Source organism: Flavobacterium sp. ABG, assembly GCF_001027725.1.
Classification (GTDB): domain Bacteria; phylum Bacteroidota; class Bacteroidia; order Flavobacteriales; family Flavobacteriaceae; genus Flavobacterium; species Flavobacterium cupriresistens.
Window position 1 is genome coordinate 138,564 of sequence record NZ_LEKS01000004.1, and the last position, 18,531, is coordinate 157,094.

Consider the following 18,531-nt stretch of genomic DNA (forward strand, 5'->3'; position numbering starts at 1 on the left):
TGGCAAATGTAAGTTAATAAATCATAACATTTCTAATATGACAAAGGAGTTTGTAGATGTTTTAATCATAGGCGCAGGACCTTCAGGATGCGTTTCGGCATCGTATCTTCATAATAATGGCGTTAAGATAAAAGTGGTGGAAAAAACAAGATTCCCAAGACTTGTTGTCGGGGAGAGTCTTATTCCGCGTGTTATGGATCATTTTGCAGAGGCAGAGCTTTTTGAAAGCCTTGACAAAATGAATTTTGAAAAGAAACTAGGGGCTCGTTTTATAAGAGGTGAAGAAATTTGTGTTTTTGATTTCAGTAAAAAATTTGGTGAAGGCTGGGATTGGACCTGGCAAGTGCCAAGAGCTGATTTTGACAACACCATGGCGCAGGAAGTAATTAGAAAAGGAATTGATCTGGAATTTGAATCGGAAGTTTTGGAAGTTTCTTTTGAAGGGAAAAATTCTAAAACAATTGTAAAAGATAAGGATGGAAATTTAAAAGAAATCCATGCTAAATTCATTATCGATTCCAGCGGATACGGACGTGTTTTGCCAAGGCTTTTAGATCTTGATACTCCGTCAAAGTTAGACCCTCATTCTTCGATATTTTCACATGTAAAAGATATAAACAGACCGGAGGGCGAGGAAGGAACTTTAATTTCGTTTGATATTTTAGAAACCGAAGTTTGGTTGTGGGTGATTCCTTTTTCTAACGGAAATACGAGTTTAGGAGTTGTAGGTCCAACCGATTTTATTAATGCTTTGTCAGAGAACAAAGACAATGCAGAGGCTTTACGAAACGCCATTCAGCTTTCGGATTATTACATACAAAGATTTAAAGGGACTGAATTTTTATTTGAGCCCGTGAAATTAGAGAATTACTCCAGAGCCGTAAAAAAAATGTATGGTGATGGTTTCGCTTTGACGGGAAACAGTTCGGAATTTTTAGATCCGGTTTTTTCTTCAGGAGTTGCTTTTGCGACAGAATCGGGAATGTTGGCGGCCAAATTGTATCTCAAAGAATCGAAAGGAATTGAGGTTAATTGGGAAGTGGAGTTTACAGAATATATGAAACGCGGGATTGGTGTTTTTACCACTTACGTGAAAGAGTGGTACACCGGAAACCTACAGACTTTATTTTTTCATCAGCCCGAGAATCCGGATGTGAAAGAAAAAATTTGTTCTGTTCTGGCAGGTTATGTCTGGAATGAAGAAAATCCTTTTGTAAAGAAACACGACAATGTGATCAAGAACATGGCGTATCTTTTGGATCGGGAAAAAGAAAGTAAATAATTTTTGTGATACTATAATATAAGGAGAGGACGCCAATGGCATCCTCTTTTTTTGTTTAGAGAGGTTATACTTTTTCAGTACCCTTCTTTTTCAGCCTGTATTTCCCAACTTTTTCGCTTTGACGATCTCGCAAAGGCGCCAAGTCGCTAAGTTTTTTTTCTGCTTTTTCATTAAAACTTTGCGATTTTGCGACTCCGCGAGATTTTTACTTCCTCATAACTGTTGAACTTGATCCTTAATTTTCAAAAAGTTAAGAAGGAGTCATAAAAAAAGGGATACCATTATAGTTTCCCTTTTGTGTTTTTTTCTGAAGATATTCAGAACTACATATTTTATCTGTATGCTTTTTTCAACAACATTTTAGACAATGATTTTGCTGTTTTGGCATAACCTTCTCCAATTCTGGATTCGTTACTATAGTTGTTTCCCCATTGGTCTCCAGGAGCTTCGTCACTGGTGATTTCAAGTAAAACTTTTGATTTATTTGCTGTTTCAACAAATCTTAAATTGGTAGTCACTTTTGCATGTTGTTTCATGATACCGGCATCCCAACCCGGATAAACCCAAATAGTTTGTACAATTAAGGTATAAGGTGTATTTAATCCTTCTTGAAAATTAACGTCTTTTTTATCTTTTACTAAAACAACATTGGCAATCTCTAAAAATTTTGGATTCCAGATTAATTCTTTCGCAGAAACCCATTTCTTTTTCCAAATAGTACCGGTTCCTTTTGTTTTTTCATTTAGATCTGCCTCTCTTTCTGCAACATACTGCGCTTCAGATTTTTTTTCTTTCATCATAGTAAAATTACTATAATCAAATTCAACGTTAATTTCTTTCTGATCTTTTAAAAAATCAAAATTTCCCTGTAACACGTTCATGTCTTGAGAAAAGGCCATTCCTGAGATAAGGAATAAGGCAAGTATTAGTTTTTTCATAAAAAGGGTATTGTTAAAGCGCCAAATGTAAATAATATTTTACTAAAATAATAAGGTATGTAAATAAAAAAAGAGATGCAAAAAACATCTCTTTTATCTTCTTCAACAAACCATTGCTTGCAACGGATTGTTTCTAGTTTTTTAATATTTTGTTGGAAATCTTTTTACCGTTTTCAAGTTTTACAGCCACTATGTACCATCCGCTTTGAAGTGCGGAAAGGTTGATTTTATTTTTATGTTTCACCGTAATCACATTTTTACCATTCATATCAAAAACATAGACCACTTCTACTTTTTCATTTGTATCAATGTTTAGTTCTTCTTTAACAGGGTTCGGGTAAATAATCAGAGGAGAATTAAATTTTACATCATCATTTATATCCGCAGTATTTAGCGTGCGACTGTTAGAAGCTTGATTGATGTAATAATCCTGTAATTTCTGAATCCAGAAATGATCATCTGTAAGGGTGGTTCCCGGATTTCCGATTCCATCCGTACTAGCTCCTACACCTGCTCCCATTAAGACCAGTTTAGTTCCGCTATTTTTTACCTCTGCGAAATGATTTCCGAAAGTTACTTTTTTGGTTGTAGAATTAACCTGAAGTTTGGGATCAGCATGTTTATTCTGGCTGAAATAGTTATAGCGATTTGTGTCATTTGAGAAATTTACGGTATCCCCAAAGAAAAAAGTAGTAGCAGAATCTTCATAGTGCTGGCTGGTATTATTTAAAATTTGGAAAGGACCTGCTGTTCGTTCATTTAGAGTTTCTGAACCATTGATATGCCCTACGGGGATTTGCCAGAGGACAACATGTTTGCCGGAGGCTTCGTAAAGTTTTTGAACAAAATTCAGGTAATTCATCCAGTGGTCATTATTCCAGAACCAGGTATAAGAGAAGGGGTCAGAGGGATCACCTGTGTTTCCGGCGCCCATGGCATCAAGACCATATTTATCAATAGAAATAAAGTCTGCGTTATTAGACATAATTCCCATACTATTGGTGTATTGAAAAATATCTACAGCAGTTTGTTTAATTTTATTCAATTGGGGAGTAAAGGTGCCGGTATCGGTTTCTCTGATAATTCCTTTTGGACCTGCCACCCCGGATTTTGCCCAAAGATTGAGCTGCCATCCAAATTCCATGTTCAGGTTTTCGTCTGTCCTTTTTTTGTTGAGTTCGTAATTTATTCTTTCTACTAAGGTTTTTAAAGTACCTGCATTTTGAGATATGCTTGTTGCATTCACAGCTGTTGAAGTAGTGACAGGTTCGTTATTCTGCTGCATGTACCCCAGAAAATCAGGCTCTAATACTACTCCAAAAAATTCGTCTCCCAGTTCCGCTTTAACCTGATTCAGAAAAAGGTTGAGATTATTGAAATAAGCGGTCATATATGAAGCATCTTTTACGTGTGCTAAATCTAATGAGTAAGATTCGCTTCCGTCGGGAATGTTATAGAAAATAAAGAAAGGAATAAGTCCCATTTTTAAAGAATTCCTTGCAAATTTTATTGCTCTGTCCGGCTGCCAGGTATTCCATCCCGATATCGGTCCACCATTGATATAGATGTATCTTACATCCATTCTATTGTTTTTTAGTAGATTACTGTTATCCATCCCGTTGTTGTAAAAAGCGACATCATCGGTAGTGTCTTCAGATACAGATCCTACAGAAACATAGTCAGGATATCTTAGCGGGGTTCCATTTGTATTATCTATTCTTAAACCAAGATGATAGATAGTCCCATCTGAAGTTGTGATTTGAAGGCCGGATCTGCCTGCTTTTTTAGGCGTAATTTTTAAAGTATTTCCGGTAATAGTGTAATCAAAGATCGTAATATCTCTTCTTTTTAATGAAGTGATATTCTTATCAAACACGAATGTTTTAGGTGTTCCATTAATTGCTTTTATTTGATTGGGAAGTGAGGCAAAGGAAACATTTTGTGTGGCAGGATTTACAATGTTAAGCTGTAAATTGGTTGTTGCAATGGTACCATTGTTGTCTGTAGCCGCTATTTGTAGTGAATTATTGCCATAATTCTGAGGTGTCCAATTAAAGGTATAAGTGTTTTGTGGATTAGTAGTCACATTAGAATTAGTTCCGGCAGTGAGATCCTTAAATTGAATGCTGCTAATGGAGCTTCCGGACGAAGGCTGAATAGTAAAGTTAATGCTTATAGGAGAAAAATTTAGTTGTGAATACGAAGTAGTGTTCGCTGGACTGGTAATAGTTACAACAGCAGGAGCGGTAATGGCAATTTTAACAATTGTGTTTACTACAGTGCTTACTCCAATTGAATTTATAGAAGTATATCTTATGTTGTAATCTCCATACGCGGTTGGAGTCCAGTTGTAGGATATCGTGTTTCCGGATACACCCATATTGTAAGACGTATAGGTAGATTCTGTTGTCTTTTTTATTTCGATCTTATTTTGTGTTGCTGAAAAGCCATACAAATTAAGGGTTGCCGTAAGGTTGATCGCTGATAAGGTACTTTTTATAATAATTTGTCCATCTGCGTAAGTTGGAGAAATCGCTATGGGTATGATACACACGCCAATAAAGGTATAGGCAGAAGACTGATCCGGAACTTCTGTCCCTGCGACCCAATATTTAGCTTTATAGATACCATTGCTGTATCGTACCATGTTGTTTACGTTGTAGTTCGGTGTAGCACTGTTCCAGTCAGAAATAGTGCTGCATGCGGTATAAGCCAGAGATGGATTATTAATGATTAATTGTTCATCACAGCTTCCTATTGCAGACCAAATAGTGCTTGATCCGGGAGTTGTTCCGGGTCCTTGAGACCAAGAGTTGTTTTTATACACAACATTATTGTATCGGACATAAGAATTACTGGAGTATTGCGTGGCGGAATACCAAGTCGGAATTCCACAAGAGTTGCCCAACTGTGCTTTTGCTAAAGTCGGAATAAAGCAGATAAAAAAAGAGAAGAATAAAAGTTTTAAATTTTTCAGCATAGTAAAAATATTTATTTCGTTATACATTCCGTTAATTCTAATTTCTTAGAGATATGTATCGCTCACTTCTAAAATCAATATTGTAAAGCTTAAAAGGAAACGATACGAATATCAAATATAGTAAGAAATTACTTTATCTAAACATTGAATAATGTAAGTGAAATATTTGAATTACAAGGGTTTTGTTTTTTGCTTCGAAAAAACAACAAAGAATTTAGCACTGAATATTTTGTGAGAAATAGTGTGAAATAAGGCTGTGGCCTACATAATTAAAAACCCGACAGCTTCTTAAAACTTGTCGGGTTTAATTAATTTTAACACATTGAGGCATAGTCAATAAAGCCAAAAAAAGAGGTTTTGTCCTAAATAAATAACATAATGTTATAAAATTGTGATTTTCTTTAAACGTTTTTTAAAAACAAACCCGACAGGTTTTTAAAGCCTGTCGGGTTTAATTTTTTTTTTTCGAAAAGAAAATAATAGAACTACCAGAATTTCACATATAAAGCAATAATGGTCAATAGCGTTATTATGATTAATACCGTTGTTTGTGGTTTAACTTTAAACATTTCCGAGTCTAATTCAAAAGCCTTAGGATTTACTTTTGGTCCCGCAAAACTGATTAGAATCATGGCCAATGTTGTAAAGAAGAAAGACAATCCCATACAAATATGAAACGGAATTTCATAAGCTCCCTTTCCGTTCTTGTAAGCGGTGTATAACAAGGTTTCATTACCGAATAACATTGGAGCATATTCATTGAATAGTACTGACAATAAAAATCCTAAAATTACGCCTATCACAGCTGCTGTACCGGTAGTTCTTTTCCAGAACATACCAAGAATGAACATTGCAAATACGCCGGGGCTAATAAATCCGGTGTATTTTTGAATGTAAGTAAAACCGCCTACACCTCCAATTCCCAAAAGATCATTCCATGTAAAAAGAACCGCCAGAAGCATTGCAGCAAAAACGGCAATTCGGCCAATATTTACCTGCTGTTTCTCACCAGCCTCTTTTTGGATGTATTTTTTATGAATGTCTAAAGTATAGATCGTAGAGATACTGTTTACTTTTCCGGCCAGTGAAGCTACAATAGCAGCAGTCAGGGCAGCAACAGAAAGTCCTCTGAGTCCTGTTGGAAGGAAAGTTAATACAGCAGAATAAGCACCGTCTTTCCCGCCTACTAGTTGAGGTAAGTGTCCGTTTTGATATAAAACGTAGGCAGCAATTCCGGGTAACATTACGATTAGTGGCATTAATAATTTTAAGATACCGGCAAATAAAATTCCAGTACGGGCAGTTTGTAAATCAGCACCCAAAGCCCTTTGCGTGATGTATTGGTTGCAACCCCAATAATTTAAATTGATAATCCAGATTCCGGCTATGTACGACATTAAACCCGGAAAGGTTAAGTATTTATCGATATCATGTTGAGAGGTTACGGCCGTTACGGTGGTGTCATGTGGTTTAGGGATGATCATTTTGAAATGCTCCGGAGCTTCTCTCATCAGGACTTTAAAACCTTCAATTGCATTTTCTCCAAAGCCAAAATAATGTCCAACCGTTGTCAAAGCAATATAAGAGGTCACTAAACCACCAATAATTAAAACAGCAACCTGAATAACATCGGTATACGCGACCACTTTCATTCCTCCTAATGAAATAACCAAAGCAAACAATGCCAGGCCAATCATAATTACGTGTAAATATTCTCCACCGGCAAGACCGTTGATGGCAACGGCGCCAAGATATAAAATAGAGGTTAAGTTCACAAAAACATACAGAAACAACCAGAAGACAGCCATGATTAAGGCAGTCGACTCATTATAACGTGTTTTTAAGAATTGAGGCATGGTGTAAATCTTATTTTTAAGATATACAGGAATAAACCAAACAGCTACAATAATTAAGGCAATTGCAGCAATCCATTCGTAAGCCGCAACGGCGATTCCCAAAAAGAAACCTTCACCGCTCATTCCGATAAATTGCTCTGCAGAAATATTGGAAGCAATTAAAGAAGCACCAATTGCCCACCAGGTTAAATTACCCTCTGCCAGAAAGTAAGCCTTAGCATCTTGTTCGTCTTTTTTGCGTTTACGGTAAATCGTATAACCGTAGGAAGCTACTACGATAAAGTAGATAATAAAAACCGCATAATCGGCGATAGCAAGGTTTTGGTTCATTGGTTTTGGTATTTAAAATGGTTAGTAAAGGGTATGCTTGTGGTTTTTTTGGTTTGGGGTAAAAAGGTGTTTTTAATGTTTTTTTTGGTTAAAAGACGAGCAAGATTTAAAGGTGGAATAAAAATTAAATCTTGCTCATTTAATGTGTTTGTTTTTTTGATTTATGTAGGGGCAATTGGAACTTGATATTTAATTTGCTTTTACTTTAGCAGTTTTATAATGTACATCTGATAATTGTCTTAAGACTTCTGCACTTTTTTCTGGAGTACTGTCTCTTTGTGATTCTCCTAACATTTCATAGCCGACCATAAATTTTTTGACCGAGGCAGATCGTAATAAAGGCGGATAAAAATGCATATGAAAATGCCATTCCGAATGTTCTAATCCATCTGTTGGAGATTGGTGAATTCCCGAAGAATAAGGAAAAGAAGTATTGAATAAATTATCGTACTTAGCGGTTAGTTGCTTTAATATTTTAGCAAAAGAACTCGTTTCATCTGTGGTTAAATCCGTGATTTTTCCAAAAGATCGTTTACTGATAATCATGGTTTCATAAGGCCAGATTGCCCAAAAAGGAACCAAAGCGACAAAGTGATCATTCTCGATTACAATACGTTCTCCGGATCTTAATTCTGCTTTAAGATAATCGGCCAGTAGTGTTGTTCCGTTTTTATCAAAGTAAGCTTTTTGATTGTTTTGTGTTTTTTCAACTTGAGTAGGTAAGGAGGATTGCGCCCAAATCTGACCATGTGGATGTGGATTACTACAGCCCATCACAGCTCCTTTGTTTTCGAAAATTTGAACGTAGTTGATGTACTTTATGTTTCCTAACTCCGTATACTCTTTTTTCCAGGTGGTAATGATATTTTCAATTTCGTCAATATCCATTTCCGGTAAGGTAAGATCATGCCTTGGAGAAAAGCAAACTACTCGTGAAATACCACGTTCCGGCTGTGCCTTAAAAAAAGTGTGTTTAATGTCTTCCTCAAACATAATTTCATCCTGCTTCATTGCGGCGAAATCATTTTCAAAAACAAAACTGTTGTCGTATTTCGGATTGTGCATTCCGTTGGCCCGGGCATTACCAGGACAGAGGTAACAAGTTGGGTCATGTTTGGGCAAGACTTCAGTAGAAATAGTTTCGTTTTGGCCTTGCCAGGGACGTTTTGCACGATGGGGTGAGACCAAAACCCATTCATTAATTAGTGGATTGAAACGTCTGTGCGGATCTTCGGTAATGTCAAAGTTTTTCATTGTGATTGTAGTGGGATTAAATGAGAATTGTTCCGTTTGAAATTTTTACATCATAAAATTTTAATTCAATCCCAAATGTATTTAAATAAAGATTCGAAAACTTGTTTTTGACCTCATTTTCGCTACCTTTTTTAATTAAATTTAGAGTGCAACCACCAAAGCCGCCACCCATTAATCGGGAACCAATTATCGTATCATCTGCTTTTGCTGTAGCTACAAGCATGTCTAACTCAGCACAACTAACTTCATACTCTTGAGATAAACCGTTATGAGTTTCGAAAAGTAGCGCTCCTAAAAGTTCGATATTTCCACTGTCTAATGCCTCGCAAGCTTTTTGTACACGATTAATTTCTTTTACAACAAAATGAACTCTTTTAAATATAATGGGATTCATTTTATCCTGAAGGCTCAAAAGTTGTTGCTCACTACAATCTTTAAAACTTTTTATTTCGGGAAAATGACTTTTAATAAAAGAGAACCCTTCTTCACATTCCATTCTTCTGGTATTATATTCAGAAGTAAAGAGAGAATGTTTTACATTGCTGTCCATCAGCATCAGAGAATAATCTTTGAAATTGGCGTCATGATATTCAAATTCTAAAGTGTTACAATCTAATTTGATTACTTTATTTTCAATTCCATGAACACTCGAAAACTGATCCATGATTCCGCAATTGATCCCTACCCAATGTTCTGCTTTCTGACCCATTAGTGCGATATCAACTTTTTTGATGGTAAGGTCAAAAAGTGCTGCAACCCCGAAAATCATTCCACATTCCAATGCCGCAGAAGAAGACAATCCTGAACCCACGGGAATAGTACTGCTGAAAACACAGTTGAACCCTTCAAAAGAAAATCCATTATCCTGTAGTTGTTTTAGCACTCCGAGGATGTAATTGGTCCAGGTGATTTCACTTAATTGAATCTCTTTTGTTAAATCAACTTCGAATTCTTCATTTAAATCGAGAGCAATTATTTTAGATGTAGTGCTGTTGTTTTTTGCAAAAGTGAAACAAATTACTTTGTCAATTGCAGCCGGTAAAACATAACCGTCGTTGTAGTCAATATGTTCCCCAATAATGTTGATCCTTCCCGGGGAAAGTACTGTTTTCTGTGGAGAGTTGCCAAAAGACTTCTCAAAAAAAGCGGTGGTATTTTGTATTAAAGTGTCACTCATTATTTTGTAATTATAAAAGGAATGTCCGGTAGTTTTTTCAGAAACTTTTAATTTAAATTTTCAAATCGATAAACCGTTCGCTGTCGGTATTCTTCCCCTTTTCTTAAAACCGAATTCGGAAAGTGTTTGTGATTTGGCGCATCCGGAAAATTTTGCGTTTCGAAACAAATTCCGCTTGACGAATGATAAGCTACGTTTTCTTTTCCTTTTAGTTGGTTAAAACAATTTCCTCCAATATAAACATGAACAATCGGCTGATCAGTGTAAACGCTCATTTGCAAATTGTTTTTTGAACTGATTAATTTTGCAATAACATCCGTTTCAGAATGCACCACAAAAGAGGTGTCAATCGGGAATGGACATTTTTTTGGTGTTCTGAAGTCAAATTCATGATCCTCAAGTGTAATTAATTGTCCCGTTGGAATATTGTGATCGTTTGTTTCTATTATTTGAACCGATTCGATATACAATTCCTGATCTAAAACAGAAGAATCGGCACCGTTGAGGTTAAAATAACTGTGGTTTGTCAAGTTGATAATTGTATCGTCCGTCGTTGTTGCTTTGTATTCTAACTTTAATTCGTTTTCTTCTGTCAGCGTATAAGTCAAGTAAACCTGTAGCTCTCCCGGGAAATTCTCGTCTGAATCTTCGCTTAAAAGACTAAACGTTATCGCAGAATCTTTACCCGAAGTTGTATTGGTGACCTCCCACACTTTTCTTCCAAAACCAAAATTGCCACCATGTAAAGTAGTACCATTATTGTTGTCCGGAAGTTCAAAAGTTTTATCGTTTAGCGTAAAAGAAGCCTTGTTGATTCTTCCTGCATATCGACCAACAGTGGTTCCGAAATAGGGAGGGGTTGGCAAAGCATAAGATTCTAAATAAGATTCCAGTGTATCAAATCCCAAAACGACGTCGGTCAATTTCCCGTTCGAAAGCGGAACTTGTAACGAGGTAACCGTCGCTCCATAATTGATAATCTGAACTTTCATTCCGTTTTTGTTGGCCAACTCAAAAGAATAAATTTCTTCGTTATTTGGCATTAAACCAAATAATTTGGAACCGGATAGATTCTGAGGAGAGGCTATATGTTTTGTTTTCATATAATTTTTTATCAAAAATGGAATTCAAAAGTAAAAACATTTGAAAAACTTACATACCAGTACCTACCAGTTTTTTGTATATTGCGCAAAAAAATATTTTCTATGAACGTAATTTCTGTCCAAAACAATCTTGGTCTTCCAAAATACAAGCAAATAATTCTTTCAATTGAGAAGGCAATTGAAGAGGAGAAATTAGTAAAAGGAGATAGACTGCCATCGGTAAATAAAGTTTGTCTGGCTTTTTCGTTGTCGCGAGATACTGTCTTGCAAGGGTATGATGAACTTAAAAAAAGAGGGATTATTTATGCCATACCGGGCAAAGGATATTATGTAAAAAGTGTTGAAACAACCATAAAACATAAGGTATTTTTACTTTTTGATGAATTGAATATTTTTAAGGAAGACATTTATAATTCGTTTCTGAAAAATATCGGGAAGAATGTTCAGGTAGATATTTTCTTTCATCATTTTAATCTTCAGGTATTTCAAAAACTCATAAACGACAGCAACGGGAATTACACCAAATACATTATTATGCCAACAGACTTAACCGATTTGGTGGATGCTATAAAAACCCTACCAGTAAACGAGGTAATTATACTGGATCAGACCAATCCGGATTTAAAAGTTTATCCTGCCATTTATCAAAATCATAAAAAGGATATTTTTGAAGGGTTGTTAAAAGGAAAAACACGATTAAGTAAATACAAGAAATTGATTTTGATTTTTCCGGGATCCAAAGAACCATTGGGAATGAAATTAGGCTTTGAAGATTTTTGTACGCAGTATCATTTTGAATACGAAATTATAAGAGAATTTACAGACAGAGAAATCACAATTGGAGATCTTTATATCATTCCGAATGATCGTGATCTGGTAAAGGTAATTGAGGATGCAGGAAATCAGAATCTAAAATTAGGAAGTGATTTTGGTATTATTTCGTATAATGAAACTCCCTTAAAGAAAATCGTAGCCAACGGAATTACCACAATTTCAACCCATTTTGAGGCTATGGGAGAAATTTTGGCCGAAATGGTTTTAAGGGGAAGTAAAGCACAGATAGAAAACAAATCTTCTCTAATTATGCGAAATTCGCTGTAAAGCTTTATTTTTTAAGGTAAAAAAAAACACCCCTGAAAAAAATATTTTGTCAGGGGTGTGTATGTGATCGTCTACTTTTTTACAAGTTCAGTGCAAAATTATTCAATAATTTTTCTTCGTATTTCTCTTTGTTGAAAGTATAGAGATAAGAGCCTTTTCGGGAAGACTGCATGTCTTTTTCGTCTAATTTGTTTAGAATCTCTAAAGAATTAATCTTACTGATAAAGTTTCGTTTGTCTAATTCTTTACTCAGAATTGCTTCGTATAACTCCTGTAATTGACGCATGGTGAATTTTTCAGGCAGTAATTCAAATCCAATTGGTTTTATAGAGGTTTTGTATTGCAATCTGCCAATAGCATGCTGTAACATGTCGTCATGGTCAAAAATTAATTTCGGAATATCATTGATGCTAAACCATTTGGCATGATAATTCTGAATCAGTTCTGCGTTATGATTTTCGATATTGATCAAAGCATAATAAGAAACGGAAATAGTTCGATCAACAGGATCACGATCAATTTCGCTGTAAGCATACAATTGCTCCATATAAATGTCGTTTAGACCTGTGGAAGTGTTTAAGATTCTGACAGCAGCACTATCCAGCGATTCATCTCGTCTTAAAAAACCGCCAATCAAAGACCATTTTCCTTTTTCCGGCTCAATATCCCTTTTTATTAAGAGTATTTTCAACCCCTCGTGGTCAAATCCAAAAATAATACAATCTACTGCTAATAAAACCTTATCGGCAGTGCTATAGTTGTTTAGCATAGTCTAATTTTTGCTGGTAAAGATATAAACTTCCTAATGGGTTTCATGCTTTATAATGTTGTTTTTACATTTAATAGCTATAGTTCTGAAAATAGGTCTTTACTATTTTGTTTTTTGGCCCGAAATCTGATTTCAGTTTCCCTAATAAGTTTCAAATTTAATATAAAGTTATCTATTTGCATAAAATTTCTTGCGAAGCACTTTTAAGCACTTTTATGTTTTATTTTTGAAATCGGCAAGTAAGATGATCTGATGAAGTAATAAAACAAAAGAAACCGTTATTTTTTTGATTTTTAAACTAACTGCGGATCTTGCAACAGGCAGAACTAATTTTGATAAAAACCGAATGAGAATAAATTTTATAATGGAAAGTGTTTTGCCGGTATTACTTATACTGCCTCTGATGCTTCTTCTGCTCAAAGACAAATCTCAAGTTAAAATGATTGTACTTTTTACGGTTATTTTTATTTTGTATCAGTTAATTCTTAAGGCTCCAAAGGAATTTGTTGCACTACAAGTAATAAAAGGACAGTGGAATTGGACGGGAAAGCTGCTGGGGATACTTTTTGGACTTTTGATATATACGGTATTAAAAAACAAATTAAAACCATTTGATTTTTTGCGATTTAAGCAGGATTCAAAGGCCTTTTCGAAGACAATATGGGCTGCGGTTTTGATGGTCTGCTCTTCTTTTTTCTCGTATTTTGATAGTCCGAAAGAATTGGATTGGGAGACCTTATTCTATCAATTATCAATGCCGGGTCTGGATGAAGAGATAATGTTCAGAGCTATTTTGTTGGGTCTGTTATTAATTTCATTAAAAGACAAAATTAAAATTGGCAAATGGAGTTTGGGAAATCCGGGTGTTTTAATTATCGGAATTTTGTTCGGACTTGTACATGCACTTCATTTTAAAAGTACTATCGAATTCGAAATATATGTTTTCATCTGTACCTTTTTGTCCGGTTATATCTGGAGTTGGATAACAGTTGAAAGTAAAAGTATCTTACTACCTGTAATCTCCCACAATCTGACCAATTTTTTGCAGAATTTACTAAGGATGGTGAAATGAAAAAGTACCGGACTATTATTTAGCGCAAAGTAGTGCTATTCGTGGCAGAAAAAAACAACTACATTTGAAATAAAAATATGGCATTCAAACATCTTTTCAAAGCAACGGCAAAATGGACATCAAAACAAAATCCGGAATTAACTTCCCGATTTTACAGCAAAAGCCATACAATTTCATTGGAAGGAAAACCGATTTTAGAGGTGTCGGCAGCAAAAGCTTTCAAGGGTGATCCGTCCTTATACAATCCCGAAGATTTACTGTTGAGTAGTTTGGTTTCCTGCCATATGATGTCTTACCTGTATGTCTGCTCCCAAAACGGAATTGAAGTTTTAGCATATTCCGACAATGCCGAAGCAACGCTAGAAGTAAATCCTGATGGCAGCGGTCGTTTTACAGAAGTTCGTTTAAATCCAAAAGTAACGATTGCCAATTCAGATAAAGTTGAATTAGCAGTAACATTGCACAAAAAAGCCAACCAATTGTGTTTTATTGCCAATTCCTGCAATTTTCCGGTTGTGCATCATGCAAGTTGTGAAGTAATTTAAAAAGAGCGAACACTTCTCTAAAAAGCATTTTAGAAAACAATTAAAAACGGAATTATTGTAAAAAATAAGGTCCCGGTTTTTGCTGTTCGTACTGCTTTGAAAAATAAAACAAACCAATCGCTACTCAGGCGATTGTTTTGTTTTATAGCGGTTTATTGTCTAAAAAGACTTTCACAGTATTCAGAAATAAAAAATACTCACAGGTTATTTTTTTTAAAATACAGGAATTGATTCCGTCAAGACGTCAAATTATTCTTACTACGTTTAAAGTATCAAAAACAAAGAGGCATATTTTTTATTGTCATTATGCTTATTTAGTCTAAATAAGATATGTTTGTAGATATTTTTAATTTTATGAAAGAGGAATATCTAAACATCAATGCTAAAAACTTTCCGGAATTATATGATCAGTATTGGAATGAGCTATTTTGTTTTTCCCGACATCATACAGGTGACGAAGAAGCAGCAAAAGAAATCGTTCAGCAGATTTTTATCAGTATTTGGGAAAGGCGCGAAAAACTGCAAATTCAAACTTCAATTAGAGCCTACCTCTATGGGGCAACAAAGCTCAAGATATTAGAGTATCACCGGAAGCAGGCTACCAAAAAAGAATACGAGAGTGCTCATCTTACAGAGAACAACACCGTTTCTAACAATACCGAAGAACATATGCTGCATAAGGATTTGCTTCGGGAATTACAGGCTGCTATAAATGGGCTTCCGGAACGCTGTCGACAGGTATATCTAATGAGCAGAGAAGAGGGTATGGACAATCGTTCTATAGCCGCTTCGCTTGTCATTACAGAGAAAGCCGTTGAAGGAAACATTACAAGAGCGCTCAGACATATTCGTGACCATTTAAAAATTTTTCGCAGTTCGCTTATTTTTTTTACAACTCTATGTAGGGTTAGTGAAGACTTGTGCAACTACATAATTATATAACAAAGCCAATATCGTGTTTATTACATCAGATTTATTAGAAAAATATGCGAAGAATGAATGCAATGCTGCCGAAAAGGCGAGTGTTGAGCATTGGTTACGTGTTATAGATTTAGAGAATGAGATCATAGTATCTCCACAAAGATTGGGAGTAAAAGAAGAAATCTGGAACTCAATCGCTGCAAAAACGATTAATGCAAAACCAAAAATGCCAAACAGATTTCTTTATACGGCATTGACTACTGCCGCATGTGTGGTATTCGGAATTATAAGTTTACACTATTACAATTCATCCACATTTGGTTCTCAGATTTTGGTTAACAATATCCACGGACAGCAAATCAAAAGAATCAACATAGGAAATTTATCTTTTTTGGTTGAGCCGGGAAGTCAGTGTAACATTTCAACAGATTTTTTGGGTCAGGCTAATGATATCAAATTCTGTGGCGCGGTTTCAGTCACCAGTGATTCGGCAGCGGTAAGAGAGTTTAATATTGGCACAGGGACATCAGATTGCACCGATACTTATCAGGACAGGGTAAAATTACGTAAAGGACAAACTTATCTGGCCATGACGGATGATGAATATAATGTAATAACCGCAACCAAAGAAGAGATTGCAGAAGGGCTGCCAAGAGTCTTTAGTGCTAGGTTGTCGGAGCGGTTTGATTTATAAAGAATGATTAGTAAATAGAGTACATACGAGAAACGACATAACTAAAGGTAGTAAGATCTGAAAGTTATGGGTTTAGCGAACAAATAATGAACAATGCAATTTAAAAGATTTTTTTTAACGATCCTTTTTGCGGTCGTATATTCTACAGTTTATGCTCAAAATGATAGTAATACCAGTCTTACGGGGTATGTACTGGGTGACGATAGTCAACCTCTGGCGGGCGCTGCAATACAACTGCAAAAAACGGCTACGATAGTGTATAGCGATCATTCAGGGAAATTCGTTTTTGAGAATATGGCACCCGGAAAATATGGGTTGATTGTATCGATGAACGAATATCAATCTCAGGAAATCGATGTTGTTGTTAAGAAGAATTTAAAAGAGAAAATTGTTGTTACATTAAGTTCCAATTCGGTTGCACTAAATTCGGTTGATCTCTTTACTAAAACAGTCGAAACCAAAGTCAGGGAACAGCCGTTTGCTGTCTCTGTTATTAATACAAAGAAACTGGCAGAACGCGATGTAGATTTAAACCGTCTGATGGACGGAACGTCCGGGATTCGTGTACAGGAAACAGGAGGTATGGGTTCTGAATTTAACTATTCGATTAACGGATTGTCGGGCAAGGCAGTAAAGATTTTTATAGATGGAATTCCTATGGAAAGCTTTGGGTCATCCTTTAGTATCAACAATTTTGCAATTAATACGATCGATAGAATCGAAGTTTACAAAGGAGTTACACCCGTCGCGCTTGGTGCCGATGCACTTGGGGGTTCTATAAATCTTGTGAGCCGTACCCGTCATAAAAATTATCTGGATCTCTCGCAGACAATAGGCTCTTTTAATACGTATCGCACTGCGTTATCAGGAAAATGGAGAGCTAAATCCGGTTTTACGGTACAAACCAATTCTTTTTATAATTATTCCGATAATAATTATCAAGTATGGGGGCCAACAGTTGAGGTTGCAGAGGCAGACGGTAGAGTAGTTCCCGGTTATCCAAGATTTAGAAGGTTTAATGACGATTACAAATCATATACCATAAAAACAGATGTTGGATTTACCAACGTCAAATGGGCAGATGTTTTCTTATTCGGATTGACTTTGTCAGATCAGGATCGAGGGATACAGACCGGGAGAACGATGGCCTATGTGTATGGAGATGTACGATATAAGGAGAAATTTGTGATGCCTTCTGTAAGATATTCTAAGAAAGGATTTCTGTTCTCCAATTTGAATGTTGATTTATATGCTTCTATAAATAAATTAAGAGGTACTACAACAGATACAAGCTCGTACAAATACAATTGGAGAGGAAAGCCAACAGGCACGGTAGCAAACGGAGAACTGGGTGGGCATAAAGCATCAAAATCAATATATTCTTTTCAGGATAATACCAGGTTGGCGAGAGTAAATTTTGCGTACCAAATTAAGTCCAATCAGCAGGTTAATTTTAATTATGTCTTCAGCGGTATTTCAAGAAAAGGCAGTGATGCAATTGCTACAGCAGAATGGACAATACCGTTTAGAAATCCTCAGGATCTGAACAAACATATTGCGGGTTTGTCTTATGAAATTACTTCTTTTAATGACCGATGGTCAAATGTTTTTTTTGCGAAGTATTTTGCCTACAATGCCAATACAGTTGATTACGACTACAAGAACGGTGCTTCTCAGGAATTGATTTATCTCAACACCAAAGATAATGTATCCACTTTTGGTTATGCGTCTAAATTGTTGCTTCCAAGCGAATATACTGTAAAGGTTTCTGTAGAGAATGCAGCAAGACTACCGGAAGCGGCTGAACTTTTGGGTAATGGGAACACTATTTTAAACGCACCTGATTTACAGCCTGAAAGAAGTTTTAATGCCAATGCCTCCCTTCAGAAAACGATAGATAGTGGTACACAGCATTTGAATTTAGGTTTTAACCTGTTTTTCCGAAATACAAAAAATTTGATTTGGCTGGCTGAAGGCGATTTGTTTGGAACAGCCCGTTATGAAAATTTAGGAAAAATACAAACACTTGGAGTTGAATTCGAAGCAAATTATGCCCGTCAGCAATGGTTTGAGTTAGCATTCAATTTTACCTATCAGGATATTAGAAACATGCAGCGTTTTGAAACAAATGGTGCGCGAAATTATGTTTACCAGGACAGATTGCGTAATACCCCTTATTTAATGGGAAATGCTGAGGTTAGATTGTTTCTGGATCATTTATTTCAAATGAAACACAAAATTTCATTTTTTGCCAGTACCCATTATGTACATCAATATTATTTGGGTTGGCCAAGTTTGGGAGCTCCTCCTGATAAGCTGTACGTTCCTACACAATTTGTACAGGATGCAGGTCTGGGGTATACTTTTGGAGAGGGCCGTTATAGTCTAAATGCAGTCTGTCGTAACCTCTTTGACAAACAGGTTTACGATAATTACTTACTGCAAAAACCGGGTAGATTTTTCAGTCTGAAACTAAGATATCTTTTACAATAATCAATTAAATTTAAAC

14 protein-coding genes are annotated in these 18,531 nt (G+C 35.8%); 7 read left to right on the top strand and 7 right to left on the bottom strand.

Features of this window, described 5'->3' with window-relative positions:
* Positions 1-37 precede the first annotated feature (37 nt).
* The gene (locus tag AB674_RS05905) at positions 38-1,282 is read left to right on the top strand and encodes an NAD(P)/FAD-dependent oxidoreductase (RefSeq protein WP_047774747.1); all 1,245 of its coding nucleotides are present in this window, start codon (positions 38-40) and stop codon (positions 1,280-1,282) included.
* A gap of 332 nt (positions 1,283-1,614) precedes the next feature.
* Here AB674_RS05905 and AB674_RS05910 read toward each other — a convergent pair whose 3' ends face one another.
* The 6 genes from AB674_RS05910 to AB674_RS05935 all read right to left on the bottom strand — a co-directional run bounded on the left by AB674_RS05910 (position 1,615) and on the right by AB674_RS05935 (position 10,920).
* The gene (locus AB674_RS05910; protein ID WP_047774748.1) at positions 1,615-2,220 is read right to left on the bottom strand and encodes a hypothetical protein; all 606 of its coding nucleotides are present in this window, start codon (positions 2,218-2,220) and stop codon (positions 1,615-1,617) included.
* A gap of 133 nt (positions 2,221-2,353) precedes the next feature.
* Positions 2,354-5,200 (bottom strand): T9SS type A sorting domain-containing protein, encoded by a 2,847-nt coding sequence (locus tag AB674_RS05915; RefSeq protein ID WP_047774749.1) that lies wholly within the window; start codon positions 5,198-5,200, stop codon positions 2,354-2,356.
* Positions 5,201-5,685: 485 nt separating this feature from the next.
* Complete coding sequence (locus AB674_RS05920) at positions 5,686-7,386, bottom strand: sodium/sugar symporter (RefSeq protein ID WP_047774751.1); 1,701 nt, start codon at positions 7,384-7,386, stop codon at positions 5,686-5,688.
* 189 nt (positions 7,387-7,575) lie between these two features.
* Positions 7,576-8,640, bottom strand: a complete 1,065-nt coding sequence (locus AB674_RS05925; RefSeq protein WP_047774753.1) for a UDP-glucose--hexose-1-phosphate uridylyltransferase — start codon at positions 8,638-8,640, stop codon at positions 7,576-7,578.
* A gap of 16 nt (positions 8,641-8,656) precedes the next feature.
* Positions 8,657-9,817 carry a galactokinase gene (galK, locus tag AB674_RS05930; RefSeq protein ID WP_047774755.1) on the bottom strand — a complete coding sequence of 387 codons (1,161 nt, stop codon included), beginning with the start codon at positions 9,815-9,817 and terminating at the stop codon, positions 8,657-8,659.
* 47 nt (positions 9,818-9,864) lie between these two features.
* A complete protein-coding gene (locus AB674_RS05935) occupies positions 9,865-10,920 on the bottom strand; it encodes an aldose epimerase family protein (RefSeq protein WP_047774757.1) in 1,056 nt (351 codons plus the stop codon).
* A 102-nt stretch (positions 10,921-11,022) separates the two neighbouring features.
* Between AB674_RS05935 and AB674_RS05940 the strand changes: the two genes are divergently transcribed.
* Positions 11,023-12,021, top strand: coding sequence for a GntR family transcriptional regulator (locus tag AB674_RS05940; protein WP_047774759.1), 999 nt, complete (start codon positions 11,023-11,025; stop codon positions 12,019-12,021).
* Between the two features lie 79 nt (positions 12,022-12,100).
* Here AB674_RS05940 and AB674_RS05945 read toward each other — a convergent pair whose 3' ends face one another.
* Positions 12,101-12,790 (bottom strand): NUDIX hydrolase, encoded by a 690-nt coding sequence (locus AB674_RS05945; protein ID WP_047774761.1) that lies wholly within the window; start codon positions 12,788-12,790, stop codon positions 12,101-12,103.
* A gap of 346 nt (positions 12,791-13,136) precedes the next feature.
* Here AB674_RS05945 and AB674_RS05950 point away from each other — a divergent pair, with 346 nt between their 5' ends.
* The 5 genes from AB674_RS05950 to AB674_RS05970 all read left to right on the top strand — a co-directional run bounded on the left by AB674_RS05950 (position 13,137) and on the right by AB674_RS05970 (position 18,515).
* Entirely contained in the window at positions 13,137-13,862 is a 726-nt protein-coding gene (locus AB674_RS05950; protein ID WP_047774966.1) for a CPBP family intramembrane glutamic endopeptidase, read from the top strand.
* Between the two features lie 77 nt (positions 13,863-13,939).
* Entirely contained in the window at positions 13,940-14,407 is a 468-nt protein-coding gene (locus AB674_RS05955; protein WP_047774762.1) for an OsmC family protein, read from the top strand.
* 330 nt (positions 14,408-14,737) lie between these two features.
* The gene (locus tag AB674_RS05960; protein WP_082210593.1) at positions 14,738-15,349 is read left to right on the top strand and encodes an RNA polymerase sigma-70 factor; all 612 of its coding nucleotides are present in this window, start codon (positions 14,738-14,740) and stop codon (positions 15,347-15,349) included.
* Between the two features lie 13 nt (positions 15,350-15,362).
* The gene (locus AB674_RS05965; RefSeq protein WP_047774764.1) at positions 15,363-16,022 is read left to right on the top strand and encodes a hypothetical protein; all 660 of its coding nucleotides are present in this window, start codon (positions 15,363-15,365) and stop codon (positions 16,020-16,022) included.
* Between the two features lie 93 nt (positions 16,023-16,115).
* Positions 16,116-18,515 carry a TonB-dependent receptor gene (locus tag AB674_RS05970; RefSeq protein ID WP_047774765.1) on the top strand — a complete coding sequence of 800 codons (2,400 nt, stop codon included), beginning with the start codon at positions 16,116-16,118 and terminating at the stop codon, positions 18,513-18,515.
* Positions 18,516-18,531 lie beyond the last annotated feature (16 nt).